This is a genomic window from Pantoea pleuroti, from assembly GCF_014156615.1.
Classification (GTDB): Bacteria; Pseudomonadota; Gammaproteobacteria; order Enterobacterales; family Enterobacteriaceae; genus Pantoea; species Pantoea agglomerans.
This window is the reverse complement of sequence record NZ_SBFD01000001.1, coordinates 517322-539718: the sequence shown is the minus strand read 5'-3', so window position 1 is coordinate 539718 and position 22397 is coordinate 517322. Positions and strand designations below refer to the sequence as shown.

General features: G+C 59.6%; 21 protein-coding genes. 12 read left to right on the top strand and 9 right to left on the bottom strand.

From position 1 onward, the window contains the following. Positions 1-11: 11 nt before the first annotated feature. A complete protein-coding gene (locus tag EPG66_RS02660; protein WP_010245312.1) occupies positions 12-1166 on the bottom strand; it encodes an efflux RND transporter periplasmic adaptor subunit in 1155 nt (384 codons plus the stop codon). Positions 1167-1468: 302 nt separating this feature from the next. On the opposite strand from EPG66_RS02660, the gene EPG66_RS02655 reads away from it, so the two are divergent. From EPG66_RS02655 to EPG66_RS02645, 3 genes are all read left to right on the top strand, one after another. Further along, positions 1469-1810, top strand: a complete 342-nt coding sequence (locus EPG66_RS02655; protein WP_009090299.1) for a helix-turn-helix domain-containing protein — start codon at positions 1469-1471, stop codon at positions 1808-1810. An 86-nt stretch (positions 1811-1896) separates the two neighbouring features. Further along, entirely contained in the window at positions 1897-2331 is a 435-nt protein-coding gene (locus EPG66_RS02650) for a ribonuclease domain-containing protein (RefSeq protein ID WP_010245306.1), read from the top strand. Positions 2332-2333: 2 nt separating this feature from the next. Next, positions 2334-2597 (top strand): barstar family protein, encoded by a 264-nt coding sequence (locus EPG66_RS02645; RefSeq protein ID WP_182685899.1) that lies wholly within the window; start codon positions 2334-2336, stop codon positions 2595-2597. On the opposite strand, the gene EPG66_RS02640 is transcribed toward EPG66_RS02645, so the two are convergent. From EPG66_RS02640 to EPG66_RS02625, 4 genes are all read right to left on the bottom strand, one after another. Next, positions 2594-4960, bottom strand: coding sequence for a virulence factor SrfC family protein (locus EPG66_RS02640; protein ID WP_182685896.1), 2367 nt, complete (start codon positions 4958-4960; stop codon positions 2594-2596). The two genes, EPG66_RS02645 and EPG66_RS02640, sit on opposite strands and share 4 nt — an antisense overlap. Next, entirely contained in the window at positions 4957-7920 is a 2964-nt protein-coding gene (locus EPG66_RS02635; protein ID WP_115758581.1) for a virulence factor SrfB, read from the bottom strand. Before EPG66_RS02635 ends, EPG66_RS02640 begins: the two co-directional genes overlap by 4 nt. 2 nt (positions 7921-7922) lie before the next feature. Further along, positions 7923-9290 (bottom strand): SrfA family protein, encoded by a 1368-nt coding sequence (locus EPG66_RS02630; protein WP_182685894.1) that lies wholly within the window; start codon positions 9288-9290, stop codon positions 7923-7925. Positions 9291-9462: 172 nt separating this feature from the next. Beyond that, positions 9463-10635, bottom strand: coding sequence for a benzoate/H(+) symporter BenE family transporter (locus tag EPG66_RS02625; RefSeq protein ID WP_064704381.1), 1173 nt, complete (start codon positions 10633-10635; stop codon positions 9463-9465). Positions 10636-10758: 123 nt separating this feature from the next. Here EPG66_RS02625 and EPG66_RS02620 point away from each other — a divergent pair, with 123 nt between their 5' ends. From EPG66_RS02620 to EPG66_RS02610, 3 genes are all read left to right on the top strand, one after another. Then, positions 10759-11316: a helix-turn-helix domain-containing protein gene (locus EPG66_RS02620; protein ID WP_182686033.1), complete on the top strand. Its 558-nt coding sequence runs from the start codon at positions 10759-10761 to the stop codon at positions 11314-11316. A gap of 66 nt (positions 11317-11382) precedes the next feature. Continuing rightward, positions 11383-11808, top strand: coding sequence for a MarR family winged helix-turn-helix transcriptional regulator (locus EPG66_RS02615; protein WP_031592861.1), 426 nt, complete (start codon positions 11383-11385; stop codon positions 11806-11808). Positions 11809-11823: 15 nt separating this feature from the next. Beyond that, a complete protein-coding gene (locus EPG66_RS02610; RefSeq protein WP_109650288.1) occupies positions 11824-12384 on the top strand; it encodes an isochorismatase family protein in 561 nt (186 codons plus the stop codon). A gap of 13 nt (positions 12385-12397) precedes the next feature. Here EPG66_RS02610 and EPG66_RS02605 read toward each other — a convergent pair whose 3' ends face one another. The 3 genes from EPG66_RS02605 to pqqU all read right to left on the bottom strand — a co-directional run bounded on the left by EPG66_RS02605 (position 12398) and on the right by pqqU (position 15744). After that, entirely contained in the window at positions 12398-12739 is a 342-nt protein-coding gene (locus EPG66_RS02605; RefSeq protein ID WP_083068081.1) for a contact-dependent growth inhibition system immunity protein, read from the bottom strand. Next, positions 12708-13532 (bottom strand): RNase A-like domain-containing protein, encoded by an 825-nt coding sequence (locus EPG66_RS02600; RefSeq protein WP_182685891.1) that lies wholly within the window; start codon positions 13530-13532, stop codon positions 12708-12710. Before EPG66_RS02600 ends, EPG66_RS02605 begins: the two co-directional genes overlap by 32 nt. Positions 13533-13623: 91 nt before the next feature. Next, positions 13624-15744 (bottom strand): TonB-dependent receptor PqqU, encoded by a 2121-nt coding sequence (gene pqqU / locus EPG66_RS02595; RefSeq protein ID WP_182685889.1) that lies wholly within the window; start codon positions 15742-15744, stop codon positions 13624-13626. A 166-nt stretch (positions 15745-15910) separates the two neighbouring features. Here pqqU and EPG66_RS02590 point away from each other — a divergent pair, with 166 nt between their 5' ends. Both EPG66_RS02590 and EPG66_RS02585 read left to right on the top strand, forming a co-directional pair. After that, positions 15911-16801, top strand: a complete 891-nt coding sequence (locus EPG66_RS02590) for an NAD(P)-dependent oxidoreductase (RefSeq protein WP_071941098.1) — start codon at positions 15911-15913, stop codon at positions 16799-16801. Beyond that, the gene (locus EPG66_RS02585) at positions 16798-17577 is read left to right on the top strand and encodes an AraC family transcriptional regulator (protein WP_010245094.1); all 780 of its coding nucleotides are present in this window, start codon (positions 16798-16800) and stop codon (positions 17575-17577) included. Before EPG66_RS02590 ends, EPG66_RS02585 begins: the two co-directional genes overlap by 4 nt. On the opposite strand, the gene leuA is transcribed toward EPG66_RS02585, so the two are convergent. Further along, positions 17498-19213, bottom strand: a complete 1716-nt coding sequence (gene leuA, locus EPG66_RS02580; RefSeq protein ID WP_083068824.1) for a 2-isopropylmalate synthase — start codon at positions 19211-19213, stop codon at positions 17498-17500. The genes EPG66_RS02585 and leuA overlap by 80 nt on opposite strands. A 221-nt stretch (positions 19214-19434) precedes the next feature. Here leuA and EPG66_RS02575 point away from each other — a divergent pair, with 221 nt between their 5' ends. From EPG66_RS02575 to pqqC, 4 genes are all read left to right on the top strand, one after another. After that, positions 19435-20451 (top strand): dipeptidase, encoded by a 1017-nt coding sequence (locus EPG66_RS02575; RefSeq protein WP_083068073.1) that lies wholly within the window; start codon positions 19435-19437, stop codon positions 20449-20451. 143 nt (positions 20452-20594) lie between these two features. Continuing rightward, entirely contained in the window at positions 20595-20666 is a 72-nt protein-coding gene (pqqA, locus tag EPG66_RS02570; protein WP_010245082.1) for a pyrroloquinoline quinone precursor peptide PqqA, read from the top strand. 54 nt (positions 20667-20720) lie between these two features. Further along, entirely contained in the window at positions 20721-21638 is a 918-nt protein-coding gene (gene pqqB / locus EPG66_RS02565; protein ID WP_061901461.1) for a pyrroloquinoline quinone biosynthesis protein PqqB, read from the top strand. A 3-nt stretch (positions 21639-21641) separates the two neighbouring features. Then, the gene (gene pqqC, locus EPG66_RS02560) at positions 21642-22397 is read left to right on the top strand and encodes a pyrroloquinoline-quinone synthase PqqC (protein WP_010245074.1); all 756 of its coding nucleotides are present in this window, start codon (positions 21642-21644) and stop codon (positions 22395-22397) included.

The window sequence follows — 22397 nt, the reverse complement described above, 5'->3', positions numbered from 1 at the left end:
GCGGCCTCGGGTTATTGAGCGGCTGCCGCACGCATGGCGACCGGCTGAGCAGTGACCGGCATGCCGGGCATAAATACTTTTTGCAGACCGGCGATGATGACCTTGTCGCCGGATTGCAGACCCGATTTAACGATGCGCAAACCATCCACCATCGCGCCAGGCTGGATATCGCGCCGCTGCGCTTTACCTTCGCCATCCACCACGTAGACATACTTGCGATCCTGGTCGGTCAATACCGCTTTATCATCGATCAGCACCGCCTCGAACTGCGCGCTGCCGGGCAGACGCACGCGGGCAAACAGGCCAGGCGTAAACTGACGCTGTTGATTGTCGAGCAGGGCGCGCATACGAATGGTGCCGGTGCTGGCGGTCAGCTGGTTATCCAGAAAGTCAATTTTGCCCTGGTGCGGGAAACCCTGTTCGCCGACCAGCGCAATCTCAACCGGCAGCGCATGGCGCTGCTGGCCCTGACGCGCCATCGCCTGATAGTTCAGGAAGGTGTTCTCATCGACATCGAAATAGACATACATCTGCTGCTGCGACACCAGCGTGGTTAACACACTGGCGCTGTCGCCGGCGGTCACCAGGTTACCGGCGGTGATCATCGCCCGGCTGGCGCGACCATCAATCGGCGCGGTAACGCGGGTAAAGTCGAGGTTCAGCTGCGCCATATCGACCGCGGCCTCTGCGGCCAGCACATCCGCCTGCGCCTGGCTGGCGGCAGAACGACGCTGCTCCCACGCTTCGCGGGAAATCGCCTGCGTGCCGATCAGCTTCTCGCTGCGGCCCGATTCGCTGCGGGCCAGACTCGCCTGACTGCGCGCCCGGGCCAGTTCCGCTTTGGCCTGCTCCAGCGCCGCGCGGTAACTCCGGTCATCAATCGTAAACAGTACCTGACCTTTTCTGACCTCATCGCCTTCACGATAGTTAACGGCATCAATGTAGCCAGAGACGCGCGGACGCAACTGCACGCTCTGCACCGCTTCAACCCGGCCATTGAAATTGTCCCACTGGCTGACCGGTTTGATCAGCACGGGTGCGGCACTTACTTCAGGCGGTGGGGGAGCGGCGTTTTGCGCCACACCCTTATCGCAGCCGCTCAGTTGCGTGATGAGCAGTACCATCCCTAAGAGGGTTAAACCCTGACGAACCCGGTTCGTAATCATTGTTGTTATTCCGCGATAGATATAAACAGGCGGCCTGCAGGCCAATATTTGCAACTTTTAAGATTGCAATTAATCGCGGTGAGTGTAGGCTTGCGTGGCTGGCAACTGCAAGAATAACAGATACACTTTATGTGCGGTTTAGGGCAGGGCGATGAAAGCCTGAACAACTTAGCTAAAACCCCACAAATAGTGCGGCATTTAATGTACTAATAAAACTTGCATTAAATGGCATAGTCAGCCACCCTTAAGTGTAACTGCAACTGATACTAATACTTTTCGCCACGGCGACAGGAGAGACTGGAATGATGAGTGATGCTTTTATTCACGATTTAATCGACTGGATTGATAACAACATCGAAGCACGTCTGGATCTGGATACCGTTTCAGAGCGCGCGGGCTACTCCAAATGGCACCTGCAGCGCATGTTTAAAGAGCACACCGGTTATCCACTGGGTGAATACATCCGGGTTAAGAAGCTGAAGAAATCAGCCGACCGCCTGACCAGCACAGATGAACCGATTCTCAATGTGGCTATCTCGTTAGGTTTCGACTCCCAGCAATCCTTTAACCGCAGCTTCAAACGCCAGTATGGCGTCGCGCCGGGTGCATGGCGTCGGCACAGCGGGGATTCGCACGCAGCATAACCTCGCCAGGGCCAGCTTGTCTGGCCCGCGCTTTTCTCTGCGCGCAAAACTGGTATCATCTGCGTCCTGTCGTCACGGATGCCATCATGTCAAAAAAACTCTGGATTGGACTTTTTCTCGTCCTCGCGGCCTGTTTCTACGGCCTTAAACCCTATCTGAATTCCGTTTCAGCCCCTGCCCAGGCGGATATCGCCACCCTGACTGACGCCCATACCGTGGCGCGCTGGGTGCTGCAGCATCAGCAACTGCCGGACTACTACCTCACCAAAAACGACGCGCGCAAGCGTGGCTGGAATCCGGCCAAAGGTAACCTGTGTGACGTGTTGCCTGGCAAAGCCATCGGCGGCGATCGCTTTACGAATCGTGAGAAGCGTCTGCCCGCGCGTGCAGGCCGTCAGTGGTATGAAGCGGATGTGAATTATCGCTGCGGTCATCGCGATGCCGATCGCCTGGTTTACTCCTCTGACGGGCTGGTGTTTCTCTCCACCGATCACTACCGCAGTTTCAGGCAGGTGCCCTGATCATGCTTAATCTGACCTTTGACCTGCGTCAGCTCACCACGCGCGCGGCGTTTTATCAGCAGTTTGCTGAGCAGAGCGGCTGTCCGCAGACCTTCGGACATAATCTGGATGCGTTATGGGACTGGCTGACGGGCGGGATGGCGCTGCCTGCCATAATGTGGTTGCAGCACTATGCCGCGCATCAGGCCGATTTAGCGCCGGTGCTGGCGCTGCTGGAAGAGGCGGCGCAGTCGCTGGAGGGCGAACTGCGCCTGATCATTGATTAAGCGCGAAGCGGCTTAAGCAGCGCAACCAGCGCTTCGCGGGCTGCCAGCGGCAGATCGCCGCCGCCAGTGTAACCATTGTTCTCAATGATGACCTGGTTCAGCCCCACCAGCCAGTCGTAGATATAGTAGGCCGTGTGGTTGGCCGGGGCGGCAGAGAGTCTGGTCAGACGCTGACCGGCACTGAAGCTGACGCTGGGAGCCGGAGGACGCGAGAAAATCACCTGACCCCGGTTAACGCGGCTGGCAGGGCGTTCAGTTTCAGGACGCTGTAAAAAGCCGAGCCAGGCCACAAAATCCCCCAGCACCGTCATCGCCCGCGTCACCTGACGATCCGCGCGTGATTCATGACTGACGCTCTGCGTATCGGGCTCATGCAGCGCCTGCTGCAGCTTTTGCGCGATATCGGTGCGGAATCCGGCCGTGATCAGCTCCTCAACCAGCCACTCCATCGTTGGCTTATCCACGTTCAGCAACGCCAGCAGGCTGCGGTTTTCCGGCAGCTGACGCAGATGATCCAGCCACAGCAGCAGCACCTGACGCGGATACTGCTGAGCGCTCTGCAGACTCTGACGCGGCTGAACCGGTGCTTCAGCCGGGCTCTCACTGAACAGGTCAAATTCAAATCCGATGCCAAACTGATTTTCCGGTGCCTGAATACTGGCCGGTTTGCTGCCTTGTAAGGCGGACTGATTAAGCCACAGCTGACGCAGCGCCTCACGCGGCGGCTGCAGGCGTTCCAGCAGCTCGCCATGCAGGCCGGTCCGATGCTGTAAACACTTCAGTAGCGTATCGGCGATATTCTGTTTGCGTGCCGCCTGTTCCGGGCTGGCACCCGCTTCGGTCCAGGGCAGCAGACGCCGCTCCACCACGGTATGCTGAATCTGCGCCAGCTGAGCCAGCAGCATGTCGCGGCGCGCTTCCGGCTGCATCTCATCCTGCAACCAGCTCGCCATGCGGTCGACGCCCGCGCGATCCAGTGCCAGCATCGATCCCCAGTGCTGACCGGGCTGTCCCATCTGACGCTGCACCGCTTCATCCACATTGACCTGCTGATGGCGGGCATCGAAAGGGGTAATCGCCCAGATCAGACGCGGTTTCTCTGCAGATTCCTGTGCGGGCTGCTGACGCTGCCATTCGCGCAGCGTTTCGCTGGCGAGGTCGGCATCCTGACGCTGGCTGGCTGCGGTACAGACCAGCAGCAGATCAATTGCCTGACGTGCGGCGTAAAAACCGGGCAGCAGGGCGCGTTTCTGTTCCAGCAGTTGGGCACGCAGCGGATCCTGCTGCTGCAGGCGCTGACGATCTTCCTGGGTTGCCGCGTCACCGGACTGGCCTGGCGCGGGGAGTTCCAGCATATCGGCATCATCATAGAGCGCGGTACGCGGTGTGGAACTCAGCGGCACCAGCACTTCCAGCGTCAGCAGCGCCAGTAATCCCAGCGGCACGTTCTGCGCCTTACCGATGCGGTTACCATTCAGCGGGCAGATTTCCACCAGCTGCTGCTGATCCTGCTCACTGGCTGGCACAATCAGCTGCTCGGCCGGCAGCAGTGATGTGTCGGTCAGCAGGCTCAGTGGAGCAAGCACCCGGCTGCTGTTACGCAGCTGGTGACGCAGATGCAGCAGGGTGCGCAGCATCTCATTAAGTTCAGGCTGACCAGGCCACAGCAGTGAAAAAAGCTGTACCCGGTCGTCAACGCTGAGCCAGGGCGCAAGCTCAACCGCCTGTGGCCAGAAATGACGATCAAGCCGCGCATCGTGGTGCGCTCGGCGACGGCACCAGGACCAGAGTGTCACCAGCGCATCGCCTTCCAGACCCGCCAGCGGCGTGGCGAGACGATGACGCTGCAGGCGCTGCAGTACGCTGTCGATCTGTGCGGTGTCGGGCGTTGTCGCGCCGGCACAGGCGACCATCAGCCGTACGATCTCCGCTTCACTCAGCAGCGTCAGTTCAACCGGCCACTCGTTTGAAAGCGGCTCGCGCTGATGGCTGAAGCGGGTAGCGGTAGCAAAATCGAGGTTGCCGGGATTGATATGCTGAAACCAGTTCAGCAGTTTATCGCCCATGCGGGTTACTAACTGGCCCTGCGCATCGGCCACCATTTCGTTCAGCAGCCAGGCTTTACCCGCCTGCGACTGACCAAACAGCGCCAGCGTCACCGGACGCGCCACCTGCTGCGCCAGCGCCTGAGTCTGCACGCGTGCCTGGCGCAGTTGCAGCGTCAGGGTTTCTGCTTCCAGCGCCAGACGCGGCGACTGCTCACGGCTGCTCTCAATCCAGGCCAGACTGTTATTCAGGGCGTCCTGCAACAGGCCAAGACGTTTTGCCAGCGTTTGCGGCTGACGGGGTTTCAGGGCTTTCATCGTTTACACACGCTCCCGCTGTCAATCCAGTATTGCGCATTGGCATTGCCGGTTGCCGACAGGGTATTCAGCTTAAGACTCAACTGCTCCAGCGGCACACGGGTGCCATCATCCAGGCGGGCATCGCTCAGCACCAGACTTTCCGGGCCGGACGCGTCGGGTCCGGCTTTTACCGCCAGCCGGATGCGCAGCACGCTCTCACCGGCCACTTTACGCGCCAGGGTGGCGTCGTTCAGCGTCAGGCTATAGAGCGGCGAGGCGGGCCAGCGATCGTTATCGAGCTGGCGGAAGCCGAGACAGACGTTGCCGCGAATACGGAAACTGCGCTTTTTATCCAGCACATAGCCGGGATCGTCGAGGTCAATTTCGCTGTAGCAGAGGTTCTCGTCCGTCAGCGCCTGGTTTTCGTCGAGCATGCCAAGATAGCGAATCGTCGAGTAGGGTTCAAAATCGCCTGCGCGGAACCAGAAGCTGCTGAGGCGCAGATCCAGCGCCAGCAGGCAGAGCATCGCGCCGACCGCCGCGGTCGATTTTGGATTGTCGATGCGGCCATGTTTGTTAAACGGATACCAGTCGCTGGTGTGATAGCCTTCCAGCGACAGAATACGGCTGCCCGGCAGCGGTTGCAGATGACGCACCAGCGCCTGAATGCCCGGGAAGCGCGACGGGCGACCGGTCAGCAGCAGCACGTCACACTGGTAGAGCGACACCACTTCACACATTGAACGCAGCGCCGGGATAATCGCCATCCGGTGCTGCATAAATTCCCCGTGCAGCTGTGACAGGCTCACCACCAGCGGCACCTGCAGCAGGTCAAAGCGGCTGTTACCGCCCAGTTCGCGCTGAATCTCGCCGTTGACGAAGGCCAGTACCGCTGCGCCCGGAGGCTGATCGACCAGCTCGCCAAACAGCGCGTTGATCTCCGCGTGGCTCTCCAGCGGATCCCAGTTTTCGTAGCGTTCCAGTACCGCCTGCGCCAGCGGAATAAACAGTTGTAAGGTGACCTGCTGACGCAGCGTGGCCTGACCGTCCATGCGGCTGTCGTGACCAAACAGCTTGTTCATCAGCGGTTCCGCCAGCGTCAGGCCCGCTTTCTGCAGATGCTGCTGCAGCGCCGGTAAAATCCAGAGCTGAATTACGTCCAGCAGGATATCGTCGCCCGCGACTTTAAAGCCTTCGCGGAACAGCAGACGTGGGGTGATTTTGACGTTGTTGCCCTGACCATCATCCAGACGATACTGGGTGATGGCGAGGTCAGTAGTGCCGCCGCCGATATCAATCGAGGCGATGCGCAGGCTCTTGCCTGGCAGTTCGTCTGCATCGCGCGGGCGATCCGGACGGGCCATGCTGCTGAAAAAGTCTTCGGCGCGACCGGCAAAGTTGACCTGGGTTTCATTAAACAGCCAGACCATCTGACCACAGGTCGCTTCATCCCACTCCATCTGGACATCCGGCAGCGGTTTCGGATTCTGACGAGGCAGTGATGGTGAAAGGTCATCTTCGTCAGCCAGCCAGCCTTCCGCTTTCCAGACCAGCGCCAGCGCCTCCTGCATCCGGCGGCGGAAAATTTCACGCTCCGGCTTCGGCATCGCTGACGGCAGCGTCAGGATCACATGGCGCAGCTGACGTGGCGCGTGGCTCTGCGGCATCCGCTGACGCTGTGCCGCGCTGTTCATCTGCATCAGCGCCTGAGCCAGCAGCTCACACAGCATAAAGGTCATCAGCGAACTGCGGCTGTAGTGCGGAGAAAAGACCGGCAGACGATCGTCGGGTGCCAGCGTCGAAAGCGGCTGCCCTTCGTCGTTAAGCAGGGTGGTAAAGGGTGCGGCATAGGCCAGCGGTTCAGCCTGCTCGCCGGGCGTGTTAAAACGCCAGCCTGGCTGATAACGCGCCTCATCCCACAGATAACGGCGCGGGCTGGAGAGGCCGGTGCTGCCTTCCAGTCCCACACGCTGCAGGGCCAGACGGCTCGCTTCACGGCCGACGCGCGTCAGAGAAGGCCACATAAAGGCCTGCTCACGACCGCTCTCCAGCGAGAAGTTCGCTTTGCCAAACCGGGTCTCGGCAAACTCCAGACGGCTGTCAAACAGCTCGTTGTAAACCTGATGCGGCTGCGACAGATCGCGCAGCTGCAGCTCATAGGTCTGCTTCAGGCCGTTGCTCTCTTCCGGGTGATCTTCCACCAGAATGCCGCAGGTATGGGAGTTACCGACATCCAGAATGATATCGACGTTGACCGCCGGGGTCTGCAGCGTGGCGGCCTGAATATGGATCTCGCTGAGGTCGAGCTGTTCGCCCAGCAGCTCCAGCAGATTGAGGTAGTGCGCCTGGTACTCAAACTCGCGCAGCGCCTGATTAATCGCCTGTTCGCGGCGATCGGAGACGCGGTCGGTAAAGGATTCGCGCAGCCAGCCGTCAACCCAGGTCAGGTCAAGAAAATCACCCAGCTCGTAGTTGTGCCAGGCGAGTGCAAAGGTCACACCGTTCTGTGCATCAGCCGGGCTGAGGCCGAGCTGTTCACCGCCATCCTGTTCCGCTACGCAGCGGGTATCAAAGGCCAGGCTGACGCGATGGGTATTGCCCGCTGCATCGGGCGCGGGCAGCGCAACCAGACGCATCCGCGCCCAGTTTTCAGGACCGCCGATAAAACGACGTCCGCTGGCACAGCGCAGCATCGGCAGCGGCAGCCAGCAGGCTGAAAGCAGGGACAGCGAGTCCGCCAGCGCGATATCAGACTCCGGGCGCACCACTTCCGCAGCGCCGCCATCTTCCGGATAGAGCAGGAACTTACCGCTGTTGCCATCGACGTTCAGGCGCAGCAGCGGGCCGTTGGCGGTCTGGCGCACAAACTGGCGGCGCGCCGGGGTATCTGAGAGTTGCAGGCCGAAATCCAGAAACTGCACGCCACTGTTTTCAATCAGCGAAATTTTTTGTTTGTCATCGATCAGGGGAGCCAGCATCGTTATTTACTCTCACGCTTAATCGTCATCGGGAAGACCCGGTCATCAGCATACTGCGCTTCACACACTGCGGCACCGATGCTCGCATGGCAGACCAGCAGTGGCATACGGTAGCGCGAATTGTTCTGGCACTTCGCCGTGTAGCGGCTCTCAATCACCAGGTTACCGGCGCTGGTCATGGCCGCGCTGACATCCGCTTTACAGGTGGTATTACCCTGGGCGATCTGCACGCTGCCTTTGCCGTTTTTAAACTGGAAGCGCATCACCGGAGGCTTACCGGTTGGCGTCGGCATCTGGTCGATAGTGACACGCCAGCGGCCATCAATCACCCGTACCTGGCCATCGCGCACCGCATCCGGCGTCACGATCAGGTCATCGGGTTTGGCCGGAACCGGCGCCGTCACCGTTGTGGCAAGGGTAGCAGATGCGTCTGCCGGTGCGGTATCGGTGGTGGTGTTGACCGGTTTCTGCGGCTGCGATTCAGGGAGTTTTTCCGGTGCTCTCTGCTCTGCAGGTGGTGTGACAGACGGTGTTGCCGCAACCGGTGCCGGAGTCGCAGCAGGGGCCGGAGTGGATACCGTCGCCGGGGCTGACGCTGGCTTCGCGGTGGCAACCGTTGTTTTTACGGGTTCTGAACGATGCAGCAACACGGCCACCATCACGGCGGCAGCAATCGCCACCGGCGGTAACAGATACCAGACGCGGAAACGGCGGCGAGCCGCTACAGGCGTCACCGGCTGAGCTTCAACGGGTGCCGCAACCGGCAGCGGTTCAGCCATAGCTTCGGGTTCAGGTTCGGGCTCAGCGATCATCACTGGTTCAGCGATGACCGGTGCAGCAGGCAGCTCAGGCAGCGGTTCAACCAGCGCCACCGGCAGGTTCTCTTCCAGCGTGTCACGCAGGCAGGCCAGCGCGTCATCGCGGCTGCGCGCCTGGGCATCGACAAAGCCCCAGAAGGTGATGACCGGTTTGCCATCAACCAGATAGACATACTGCTGGTCGGGGAATTGCAGGGTTTTGCTCAGCAGCGCACCAAACAGCCGCATTGATGGATTCTCTGCCGCGCGCGCGCGCGTACTGAGATCCTGCATATCCTGCTGACAGGCGGTGAGCTGTTGCAGCGCCGCGCGACGTTCATGATCGCTGGCACCCAGCCAGGATTTCACCCGGCCGCTAAAAGGGGCATACCAGTCGAGGCGATCGCCCCGTTCATTGGCCTGAGGAATGGCCAGGCAATCTGCCAGTGCGCTCTGACGGCGCAGGCGCAGGGTTTCACGAATTTGCAGTGCTGAAGCGTAGACCGGCTGGCCGTTTTCACCTAACGCCAGAACTGCATCTAAATTACCGCTGCGCAGAAAAGTTTTTGCCACCTGTTGGGCCCTTATCGGTCGTTGTCTGAGGCAGAAAATCGCGTGTTATCGACGATCGGGTTGATTTTACGCGGGGCAATGACAAATCAAACGGCAGAAAAAGGGGGTAAATCCACTGTTTTTTTCACCGGCTGACGGAAAAATCACCGCTATTTCAGAGAGTATGACGCAATCAGCCGGATTTGCGCACCAGCAGCAGGTGGGCGATGACGCCGCCCGCCAGTCCCCAGAAGGCCGGACCAATGCCCAGCAGCGAAACGCCGGACGCGGTGATCAGAAAGGTGATCAGCGCGCTGTCGCGTTCGGCAGGCAGATCCAGTGCACGGTGGAGGCTGCCACCCAGCGTGGCAAGGAGTGCCAGTCCCGCAAGCGCCTCAATCAACACCGCAGGCAGGGCACTGAACAGCACGGCGATCAGCGCACCGGACGCGCCCGCCAGCAGATAGAAGATCCCCGCCAGCGCCGCCGCGCGCCAGCGTTGCTGAGGATTTGGGTCGACCTCATCGCTCATGCAGATGGCCGCCGTAATCGCCGCCACACAGACCGAAAAACCCCCTAATGGCGACAGCAGCAGCGCAATTAATCCTGTCCAGCTCATCAGTGAAGAGACGGGTGGACGGTAGCCGTGCGCCTGCAGCGTGGCGATGCCCGGGGCGTTCTGCGACGCCATCGTCACCAGGAAATAGGGCACGCCGATCCCCAGCAGCGTGGTGAGGGTAAAGTGCGGCATCACGACTTCCGGCATTGCCAGCCTAATCGGCTGCGGCGGAAAGTGGATGGCGTGCTGTGCCAGCGCGACGGCAACACCTACCAGCAGCGTGACCAGAATTGCATAGCGGGCCAGCCAGCGGCGGGCCAGCAGCCAGGCCAGGCACATGCTGCCGCACAGTACAAAGTTACTTTGCAAATCGGCAAAGGTCTGCAGCCCGAAGCGCAGCAGAATACCTGCCAGCATCGCCGCTGCCAGTGAGGCGGGAATGTAGTTCATCAGCCGGGCAAACAGGCCGGTGACGCCGCACAATACGATCAGCAGATTGGCGAAAACAAAGACGCCTACCGCCTCATTCAGCGAAATGCCGTGAAAACTGGTCGCCAGCAGTGCAGCGCCGGGCGTTGACCAGGCAGCCAGCACCGGCATGCGGTAGCGCAGTGACAGGCCCAGTGAGGCGATCCCCAGCGAGATGCCCAGCACCGACAGCCAGCCGCCAATCTGCGCGGGCGTGGCGCCCGCAGCCTGAAACATCTGATAGATAATTGCGCCGCTGCTGCTGTATCCCACCAGCACAGCCACGAAGCCGGAGACCAGCATCGGCAGGGTAAAACGGGGATGTTCCGCTCTCGTCATGGTCAGTCTCTTTATGAGGTTGTGCGTTATAGCGCACATGGTCGCATGATGCGCTATAACGCACAAGTGTTACACTATTACCATAACGTCACTCACCAGGATGACGAGAAAGCAGGAGAAAAAATGGCGGATTTTCAGCAACACCTGAGCAGCGCGCTCAGACAGTTGCGGCAGGCCAATGGCTGGAGCCTGACGCTGACGGCGGAGCGAACCGGCGTCAGTAAAGCGATGCTGGGCCAGATTGAGCGCGGCGAATCGAGTCCCACCGTGGCAACGCTGTGGAAGATTGCCACCGGTTTCAACGTTCCCTTTTCCTTTTTTATCGACGGCAGCGTACTGCCTTCAGGCGCCGCGCCTGGATTCAGTCAGCCCAATGCTGAGATGTCGGTACGGTCGCTGCTGCCTTACGATCCGCAACTGCGTTTTGATCTGCTGGCGGTGGAGCTGACAGCGGGGGCGCAGAGCCATTCTTCGCCCCATGAAGCGGGCTGTGTGGAGCAGGTGGTGGTCATCGAGGGCGAACTATTGCTGGGCGTCGGGGATCTCTGGCGACGACTGCTCGCCGGGGAGGCGTTCCAGTTCAGGGCCGACGTGCTGCACAGCTACCGGAACCCGCTCAGCACACCGCTGCGCTTCCACAGTCTGATCCACTATCTGCAGCGCCCGGACGTTACAAATTGATACCTGAGCAAACTACACAGTTTACCTTCGTATCTTTATACTTTCGCTTATCGATGGAGACGGGTAATGAGCGATCCGACTGAATCCGCTGCAATGCTGCGTATGCTGGTGGGCAAGCTGGGCCGCCGGTTGCGCGAGTCAGCACCGCCTGGCGAATTAACCTGGTCGCAGGTCGCGGTGCTGGGTCATCTGGTTCGCGATGGAGCGATGACGGTGACGCAACTGGCGGCGGCCGAGGGCGTACGCACCCAGTCAATGGGCGCGACCGTCGCCGGGTTACTGGCGGCCGAACTGGTGACGGGCGAGCCGGATCCCCATGATGGTCGTAAAACCCGCTATTTGCCCACGACGTCCAGCCTGGCGGTGATTACGTCGAGTCGCGCGATGCGCGATGACTGGCTGGTCCGGACGCTTGAAGCGCGACTGAGTCCGGCAGAACAGCAGCAACTGACCGACGTTCTCCCTCTGCTGCAACGACTCACTGACTATTAAATCTGAGGATTCAACATGGCTGTAACCACACTTGATGCAAAAACTGCGCTGATTGTTATCGACCTGCAACATGGCATTGTGGCATTGCCGCTGGTTCATGAACCGCAGCCGGTAATCGAACGCTGTGCCGGACTGGCTGAGGCGTTTCGTGCGCACGATCTGCCGGTTGTGCTGGTTAACGTGGCCGGTGGGGCGCCGGGCCGCAATGAGCAGGCACGTCACAGCGGCGAACTGCCCGCCGACTGGGCGACGCTGGTTCCGGCGATGACCCCACAGCAGAATGACCTTACGGTCACCAAGAAAACCTGGGGCGCGTTTCACGCCACGGCGCTGCACGATGAGCTGCAAAAGCGAGGCATTACTCAGGTAGTAATTTGCGGTATCGCGACCAGTATCGGCGTGGAATCTACCGCACGACAGGCGTATGAGCTGGGTTACAACGTCACGCTGGCGACCGATGCGATGACCGATCTGAACCTCGATACGCACAACAATAGCGTGAACCTGATCTTCCCGCGCCTGGGTGAAACCGGCAGCTGTGAGGATATTAAGGCGCAGTTAAAATCGCGCGCCTGATTCGCGTGTGACGTTAAGCTTTGGGCCACCGCGACGGTGGCCCGTTGAGGGCAGCCACAGCTCTTATCAAAAAACTGCGCCACGTTTCTCCCCAGGGGGCCGGACGAAACTCTTCACCAGCAATCGCTGACATAATGATATTCAAATCATCATCCTCATTCTGAAGCAGGATGTTTATTTCATTCCGCGCTTCAATAACAGGCATGTCATGATCAATATAGCTCTGGAGCATTTCTTCGAGGGTATTGCCAAAGTCGTCATGGCGGCAGCTTAAAAACACTCTTAACATGCCGGTTAGCGCCGGGTATTGTTTCACGGGTTTATCACCCCATCCACGGATAAGACGTGAGAACATAGTAAGGTTTCCCGTTATAAGTTTGCTTAAGCAGCACCACGCGCACAGCGTAACAGGTTTCTTTTGTCGCTTTACCCTGCCTGAATCCATAACCCACAGCAGCCCTGCTACGATATACCAGTTCCAGAGGACTGGCGTTATTCCCCCAGTTCGCCCAATGAATGATCCTGAGTCGGTTAGCTTTCAGGGCTGAGCTGATCGCTTTTTCTGCAATCTGAACTGAATAATATGATGATACTGAGTGCATATTTGGGCTGAGGGCCAGCCTGGCGAGTAAATCATTATCAGAAATTGCGACGTGCTTAGCAATGGTGTGTCCGCCAGCCCTTACAGAGCTGACAGCCTCATGCTCAGCAATTTTAAACGTACCCGCCCGGACGTATACAACACGGGCTGCACTAACAGTAAGTCCAAAGGCAGCTGGAACACCCACATCTATGGCCAGACCGATATTCCATGCTGCTGTGTCGTCAGCGCCAAATTTCTTTGCGAGAGCAACAGCCGTCTGGTAGGTGGCTGTTCGTGTATTCTGGCCGGTCAGCACCCGGTTAGCTGCAGCATTAATGCTATCCATACTGTGAGCACCAACGACAATACATGCTGCCTTGGTTATCCCGGTGGGTTCGGGAGCCATACACAATGCGGTTGCACCAGCCAACTCCAGACTACCCATGAGCAGGTCAAGACCACCCATAAGACGGTTGCTCATTCCTTCGGATTCAGTAACTGACTTATCGGAAAGCACCGCCGCAAGATGTACCGGAGACATTGCAATTTGTAGCTCGTTGTCCATAACAATCAATCCTTAAAAGAAATTCAATTCACGCGCCTGATTCGCGTTTGAAGGTAAGATCCGGGCCACCACAACCGTGGCCCGAATTGTTTTAGCGGAAGGCGTAACCCAGCGTTAAACCGACGCTGTAATTGCGGCCCGGCGCGGATTCGAAGTAGCGTCCATTACTCTCATTCACAATCACTGAACCCACATAGTGCCGGTCAAACAGGTTATCGACCCGACCAAACAGATCCAGCGTCCAGTTCTCAACCAGCCACTTATAGCCACTGTTAACCGCTGCAACGGTGTAGGACGGGGTGTTCACGCTATTCTGATCTTCAGCGGCGATCTGGCTCAGATAACGCACCTCGCTGCCTGCATAAAAGCCCTGTTCCGGCAGGTAACCGAGTCCGGCATAAGCCATGTTACGGGCGATGCCGGGAATGCGGTTGCCGTCACAGCTGTCACTGCCGCAGGCGTTGCTGCGATAGCGCGCATCCAGCAGGGTGTAGGCCATCTTCAGCCGCCAGTCCCAGGCAAACTGCTGATCCAGGCTTAACTCCAGACCGCGACGGCGGGTCTGACCGGCATTTTTATAGGTAGTGCGTCCGCCACTGCTGGCATCCGCCACAATCTCATCACGGGTATCGGTCTGGAACAGCGCCGCGCTGATCAGGCCATTGCCGATGCGTTTCTTGCTGCCAATCTCCAGCGTATCGCTGGTGGCCGGTTTCAGCCCCAGATTCAGACCTGTCGCGCGATCTGAACGGTAAGAGAGCTCATTAATGGTCGGGGTTTCAAAGCCGCGACCGGCGGAGATCCACGCGTTCCAGCTCGGGTCAAAGGCATACTTCAGTGCCGCAGCGGGCAGCCATTTGTGATAGCGCGCATCACCGCTGTCGTCGCCGTTACCGGGCTGAATATAGAAGTCATCAGAGTCAAAGTTAACGGTGCTGAACCGCACACCCGCATCCAGCGACAGCTTATCGGTCAGCTCCCAGGCGGTCTGCAGATAGGGATCTAGCGTCCACATCAGGTTGCGCTCGTTGCGGCGCAGATTGCCCTGTTCGCCCAGCTGCGTCACCCCGTTGCTGACCGTGAAGTTTTCATAGCCCTTGCGGCGCTCGGACATGGTTTCGTAGTCGAGTCCGCCGGTCAGCGCCACCGGAATCGACAGCAGCGTATCGCGATGGGTCCAGCGGGTATCGACGCCCTGATAGTGGCGGGTCAGGGCGATCACGCCACCGGGATGAGACGGGTTGCGCTGCACGGCTGCGGGGATCGACTGGAACTGGGTAGTTTCGCGCATGCCCGCATAGAGCATCACGTTGAGGTCGTCATTTTCACTCATCTGGCGCTGATAACGCAGGCCGCCCTGAGTCTGATCGACAGTCTTACGGGTGTTATAAAGCGGGACGTTGCTGACCACCTGACGTGGATTCTCACGCCACTGCGCCTCGGTTAAGCCGCCGGGATCCTGCGCGTCAATGTGAACGCTGTTAAACAGCAGCGTAAGGGTGCTGACATCATCAATACGCACGCCCAGTCGGGCGTTGCCAAGGTTTTTCTGCGCAGCGCTGTGATCACGATAGCCGTGAGTGGTGAAGCGTGAGGCGGAGACGGTGTAGTTAACATCTCCGGCATGGCTGCCGTCACCGGTCGCGCCGCTGGCTTTGACGCTGTTGCGCCAGCTGCCGTAGCTGCCATACCAGCTGCTGGCTTCAAGCGTGGTCGGCTGCTGGCCCTGCTGAGTGGTGACATTGATCACGCCACCCGAAGCGTTGCCATACAGCGCAGAAAACGGGCCGCGCAGCACCTCGACATGATCAATCGAGCCGATATCGATATTGGAGGTCTGCGCCTGACCATCCGGCATGGTGGCCGGGATGCCATCCACGTAGATGCGCAGCCCGCGTACGCCGTAGGTTGAGCGGGAGCCAAAGCCACGCATCGACAACTGCAGGTCCTGTGCGTAATTTTGCCTGTTTTGGATCTGCAGACCCGGCACGCTGCTGAGGTTTTCCGACAGGTTAACGCGCGGTGCTGCCTGGCGCATATCGTCGCCACTGACCACGCTCAGGGCGGCGGGCGTATCGAGTTCGTTAAGGCCCATTTCCGGCGGTGCCGCCGTGACGACCAGGGTATTGTCATTATCCGCCGCCAGCAGCGGCAGCGGCAAAATGGCAGGCAACATCAACAGCGTCGCCTGGCGCAGAGAGATTATTTTCATTATATGTGGCCTGAAAAAAAGAGAGGATATGAACCAGGTGGAACAATTTCCGCATATGGTAAGGGTTTGATGCGCCGGGGTACATCGTTTCGGGCTGGATTTTTTCTCTGTTTACCGCCAGGCTGGAATCCATCTTTTGCAGTGATAAGGCGTCCGATTCACCCGGATGCAGACAAAAAAACTCACGGGAGTCAGCATGAAACAACCTGAAGTGGCGGTTCTGGGATTAGGCGCAATGGGGCACGCATTTGCTGCCAACCTGCTGAAAAAAGGCTTTCGCGTTCATGGCTGGAACCGCACCCGCGCGCGCGGCGAAGATCTGCTGGATGCGGGTTTGCAGCTGGCTGACTCGCCAGCTGAGGCGGTGCGTGAAGCAGATGTCGTGATCGCCATGCTGTCTGATGGCGATACCACTGAGCAGGTGTTGCATCAGGTCAAAGAGGCGTTTAAGCAGGGCGCGACGCTCTGCCAGATGGGCACCATCGGCGTAGAAAAAACCGACGCGCTGATCGCCTTTTTCGCAGAAAAACGCCCCGATTTGTTACTGATCGATGCGCCAGTCTCCGGCACCAAAGCGCCAGCAGAGAATGCGCAGATTCTGGTGCTGGCCAGCGGCGATCAGAGCCGGGCGCAGGCGGCAGAAGCGGTGTTTGCTGCCATCAGTAAAGGGACAAAGTGGCTGGGTGAGGCGGGCAAAAGCACCCGGATGAAGCTGGTGATCAACAGCTGGCTGATTGGCATGATGCAAAGCCTGGCGGAGAGTACCCGGCTGGCCGAGCAGTTCGGCTTTTCCACCGACGATCTCTGGCAGGTGCTGGAGGGCGGTCCGCTGGCTGCACCGTATGCAAAAATGAAGCTCGGGATGATCGCCAGCGACGACTTCACGCCGCAGATGCATCTGGTCTGGGCGCTGAAAGATGCCCGCCTGGCGCTGGATGCCGCAGAGACGCCGCTGCCAGCGCTGGAGAATATTGCACAGCTCTGGCAGCAGGCGGTGGAGGCCGGACACGGTGAAGAGGACCTGGCGGTGATCTACCGCTACCTGAAGGCGCAATGAGTCAGCAGCATTTTGACTTCAGCACGCGTCCGCTGGTGCCGCTGGCGCACGATTACCTGCACGGTGCCAGCGAACCCTGGCACCAGCACGCCTGTGCCCAGCTAATCCATACCCTGAGCGGCGTGGTACGGGTAGAGACGGAGTATGGCAGCTGGATTGTGCCGCCGAGTCGCGGCGTCTGGCTGCCCGCGTTTACCCGTCATGCGCTGCAGATTACCGGCAGTGTGGCGGCGCGCACGCTGTTTATCGATCCGCTGGCGCGAGCCGATCTGCCCGCCAGTTGTCAGGTGGTGCAAATCTCACCGCTGCTGCGCGAGCTGATTGTCACTGCGCTGAGCCTGCCGGAGCGTTACGCTGCAGGCAGTCGGGCCGAGCGGGTGATGGAGTTGATTCTGGATGAAATCCGCGGCATGGACGTGCTGCCCTTTGCCTTGCCGACGCCCGACAGCCCCCGTTTACAGGCCCTGTGCGAGCTGATTCAGCAGACGCCCGGTGAAAGCTGGACGCTGCTGCGCGCCAGCGCCCACCTGAATGTCTCGGGCCGCACTCTGGCCCGCCATTTTATGCGCGAAACCGGCCTGCAGTTCAGCGACTGGGTGCGGCGCGCCCGCCTGGCTATCGCCCTGACGCGACTGGCGCAGGGCGACTCCGTGCTGCGGGTGGCGCTGGAGCTGGGCTATGAAAGCCCCAGCGCGTTTAGTGCGATGTTTCGTCGTCTGCTGGGCGTCTCTCCGACTGACTACTTTCCGCCTGCAGAAACTGGCCTGCCGCGCTGAGCAGCGCCTGCAGGGCTGCGCGGGCGGTGTCATTGTCGATACTCACTCCCCAGGCTCGCGCGCCACGGGCATCCACGCAGCTGATATAGGCCACCGAGCGGCTGTCACTGCGTCGTCCCAGCGTATGCTCGTGATAGTCCTCAATGGTCAGATGCAGATCAAACGCGCTGCGCAGGGCATTGACCGCCGCCGACAGCCAGCCATTGCCGCTGCCGGTCAGCATCAGCGATTGCGTCTGATAGACCACGCTGGCGCTAATCTGCGTCTGCCCGCCGCTGTCACTCTGGCTGTCAGCCCGCTGTAATGCCACCGCGGGCTGCGTGACGCCATACTGGCGGCAGAAGAGCTGCCACAGCGCGTAGTGCGTCATCTCTCCGCCGTGCCGGTCAGTCTCCTGCTGTACACAGCGGCTGAAATCCTGCTGTAGCGCTCGCGGCATTTGTAACCCGTGATTCTGCTCCAGCAGCCAGGCGGCCCCGCTTTTTCCCGACTGGCTGTTAACGCGGATCACCGCCTCATAGCTGCAGCCAATGTCGGCCGGGTCCAATGGCAGGTAGGGCATCTGCCACTCTGTTTCCTGCTGTTCGGCGCGGATGGCGAACCCTTTTTTAATCGCATCCTGATGAGAACCAGAGAAGGCGGTGAAGACCAGCTCGCCCGCATAAGGATGGCGCGGATGAACCGGCAGCTGGTTGCAGCGGGTTACCACTTCAATCACCTCATGCATCTGGCTGAAATCGAGCTGGGGCGAAACGCCCTGGGTATAGAGATTCAGCGCCAGCGTCACCAGGTCCACATTGCCGGTGCGCTCACCGTTGCCAAACAGACAGCCCTCGATCCGGTCAGCGCCCGCCAGCAGCGCCAGTTCTGCGCAGGCGACGCCGGTGCCGCGATCGTTGTGCGGATGCACGCTGATGCAGACGGCATCACGGCGGCTGAAGTGACGGCAGAAAAACTCAATCTGATCGGCATAAACGTTGGGGGTGTTCACCTCCACCGTGGCGGGAAGGTTAATGATCATCGGGCGCTGGGCGTCAGGTTGCCAGACATCGGCTACCGCCTCGCAGATCTCCAGCACAAACTCTGGCTCGGTAAAGCAGAAGGTCTCTGGCGAATATTCAAAGGTCCATTGAGTTTCCGGCTGCGCCTCGCATTCGGCGCGGATCTGCCGTGCACCAGCGGTGGCCAGCGCCACGATTTCCGCTTTGCTCTGCTTAAATACCCGCTCGCGAAACAGCGGCGCGGTGGCGTTATAGAGATGCACGATGGCGCGCGGGACGCCCTGCAGCGCCACAAACGTGCGGGCAATCAGGTCCTCCCGCGCCTGGGTCAGCACCTGTAACGTCACATCCTCCGGGATACGCTGTTGCTCAATCAGGTCGCGGACGAAATCGAAATCCGTCTGCGACGCAGAGGGAAAGGCGACCTCAATCTCCTGGAACCCGCAGCGCAGCAGCAGATCCCAGAAGGCCATTTTGCGTTCCCGATCCATCGGTTCTGCCAGCGCCTGATTGCCGTCACGCAAATCGGTGGAGAGCCAGCGTGGCGCCTGGGTCAGATGGCGTGAGGGCCACTGGCGATCGGGCAGGGTGATCAGCGGGGAGGGATGATATTTATCAGCGGGTCGGGTCAGCATAGGAGTCTCCTGTGGTTTTTTATCAGTCTGCCGACACGCCTCCGGGTCCGCGCGCGCAGGGCTGACAACCTGACGCGCAAAAGTGACAATAACCTGCATGACCTGCATGACCTGCATGACCTGCGTGGCCTGCGTGGCCTGCGTGGCCCTGCGTGCGCTCTGGTTTGGTGAATCCGCCGGGCAGGGTTAGCATGGTCACCTGTTTATTCGGGTGGACTCTTATGCTGATTTTTGACGGTCACAACGATCTGTTGCTTAACCTCTGGCTGCATCATCGCGATGCGCCCGCGCAGGCGTTTTATCAGGGGATTGAACGGGGCCACCTCGATTTTCCGCGCATTCAGCAGGGCGGGCTCGGCGGCGGGTTGTTTGCGATCTTTGTGCCTCCGCAGGAGTACATTGCCCGCACCGTTCCGGCACGCGCCGACGAGCCGTTTCAACCGCTTCAGATCATGTGGCAACAGCTTGAGATCCTGCAGCAGCTGGCCGATGCGTCAGGCGGGCGGGCGCAACTCTGCCGCAGCCTTGACGAGATTGCCGCCTGCCGCGCCGCAGGCGTACTGGCGATGGTGGCACACATCGAAGGTGCTGATGCGCTGGATGAGGAGGGCGAGCAACTGCACGCCTTCTGGCAGGCGGGGGTGCGCAGCATCGGGCCATTCTGGAACCTGGCCAGCCGCTTTGGTGAAGGGGTCAGCGGCACTTTTCCCGGTTCGCCCGACACCGGGCCAGGCCTGACCCGCGCCGGAGAGAGGCTGATTCAGCAGGCGAGTGACCTGAAGATGATGATTGACGTGTCGCATATGAACGCAAAAGCCTTTTGGGACACCGCCCGGCTCTCCAGCGCGCCGCTGGTCGCCAGCCACTCCAACGCGCATGCTCTCTGTCCGCAGCCGCGTAATCTGACGGATGAGCAGCTGGTGGCGATCCGCGACAGCGGCGGTCTGGTCGGCATTAATTTCGGCAACGCTTTTCTGCGCGCCGACGGTAAACGCGATGCTGACACGCCATTAACAGAAATTGTTAAGCATTGTGATCACTTGTTGAAGATAATGGGCAGCGACCATGTAGCCTTTGGCTCTGATTTCGACGGGATTACCCCACCGGCTGCACTGGGCGATGTCAGCGGATTGCCGCGATTGCTCGCCGCTTTTCAGGAAGCGGGCTATGATCAGACACTGACAGAGAAACTGGCATGGGGAAACTGGCAGCGGGTTTTACATCTGACCGGGCTGTGATAACAATTTCCTGATGTTCCGGGCTTGATCCCGACGCGCCATTGGCGCAACATCTGCCTGGAAATTGTGACGGCGGTCTCATTCAATGCCGGTCACACTGATTTCAGGCAGCTTATTTACTGTTAACCAAGAGGAAGTAACTCATGTGGAAAAAACCAACTTTCGTTGATATGCGTCTCGGTCTGGAAGTGACTCTCTACATCTCCAACCGTTAATCGTTCTGCCCGCCCTCTGAGCGGGCATTTTTTTTCAACTTCTGGTTTTCCTCTATGTTTATCAAAATCCTCGGTTCAGCCGCGGGCGGCGGGTTTCCGCAGTGGAACTGTAACTGCGCCAACTGTCACGGCGTGCGTAACGGCACGATCCAGGCCCAGGCACGCACGCAATCGTCGATTATCCTCAGCGATAACGGCGAAGATTGGGTGTTATGCAACGCTTCACCCGACATCAGCCAGCAGATCCTGCACACGCCAGAACTGACCCGCAAAGGGGTATTACGCGGCACGGCGATCGGCGCGATTATCCTCACCGACAGCCAGATTGATCACACCACCGGGCTGCTGAGCCTGCGTGAGGGCTGCCCGCATCAGGTGTGGTGTACGCCGGAAGTGCATGGTGACCTCAGCACTGGCTTCCCGATCTTTCCAATGCTCACCCACTGGAATGGCGGCTTACAGCACCGTCCCATTGCGCCACTGACGCCGTTCAGCGTCGATGTCTGTGATGATCTTCAGTTCACCGCGATTCCGATTATCAGTAATGCACCGCCTTACTCGCCGTATCGCGACCGGCCGCTACCGGGCCATAACGTGGCGCTGTTTATTGAAAACCGCGCGAATGGCCAGACGCTGCTCTACGCGCCAGGCCTGGGCGAGCCGGATGCGGTGATCCTGCCGTGGCTGCAAAAAGCAGATTGCCTGCTGATTGATGGCACCGTCTGGCAGGATGATGAGCTGTTAACCACCGGCGTGGGCCACAACACCGGCAAGGCGATGGGCCATCTGGCGCTGGCGGAAGAGCAGGGGCTGATGGCGCTGCTGGCATCGCTGCCGGCAAAACGCAAAATTCTGATCCACATTAACAACACCAATCCGATCCTTAACGAGCAGTCACCGCAGCGTCAGTTTCTGACGGAGCAGGGAATAGAGGTGAGCTGGGACGGAATGGCGATCCACCTTCAGGGCTAAAACATGCAGATCACTGACACGCTGTCGCCGCAGGCTTTTGAACAGGCCCTGCGCGACAAAGGCGCTTACTACCATATCCATCACCCGTATCACATCGCGATGCATAACGGTCAGGCCACGCGCGAGCAGATTCAGGGCTGGGTGGCGAATCGCTTCTATTACCAGACCACCATTCCGCTGAAAGATGCGGCGATCATGGCCAACTGCCCCGATCCGGCTACCCGCCGTAAGTGGGTGCAGCGCATCCTCGACCACGACGGCAGCAACGGCGAAGAGGGTGGCATTGAGGCCTGGCTGCGGCTGGGCGAGGCGGTCGGGCTGACGCGCGAAGAGCTACTTTCAGAGCAGCATGTGCTGCCGGGCGTCCGCTTCGCGGTGGATGCATATATTAACTTTGCCCGCCGCGCCAACTGGCAGGAGGCAGCCTGCAGCTCACTCACCGAGCTGTTCGCCCCGCAGATCCACCAGTCACGGCTCGACAGCTGGCCGCAGCACTATCCGTGGATCAAAGAAGAGGGCTATTTCTACTTCCGCAGTCGCCTGGGTCAGGCGAACCGCGATGTGGAACACGGCCTGGCGCTGGCGCTGGAATATTTCACCACCGCTGAGACGCAAAACCGCATGCTGGAAATTTTGCAGTTTAAGCTCGATATTTTATGGAGCATGCTGGACGCCATGACCATGGCATACGAGCTGAAACGTCCGCCTTATCACACCGTGACTGATAAAGCGGCGTGGCACACCACCCGACTGGTATAA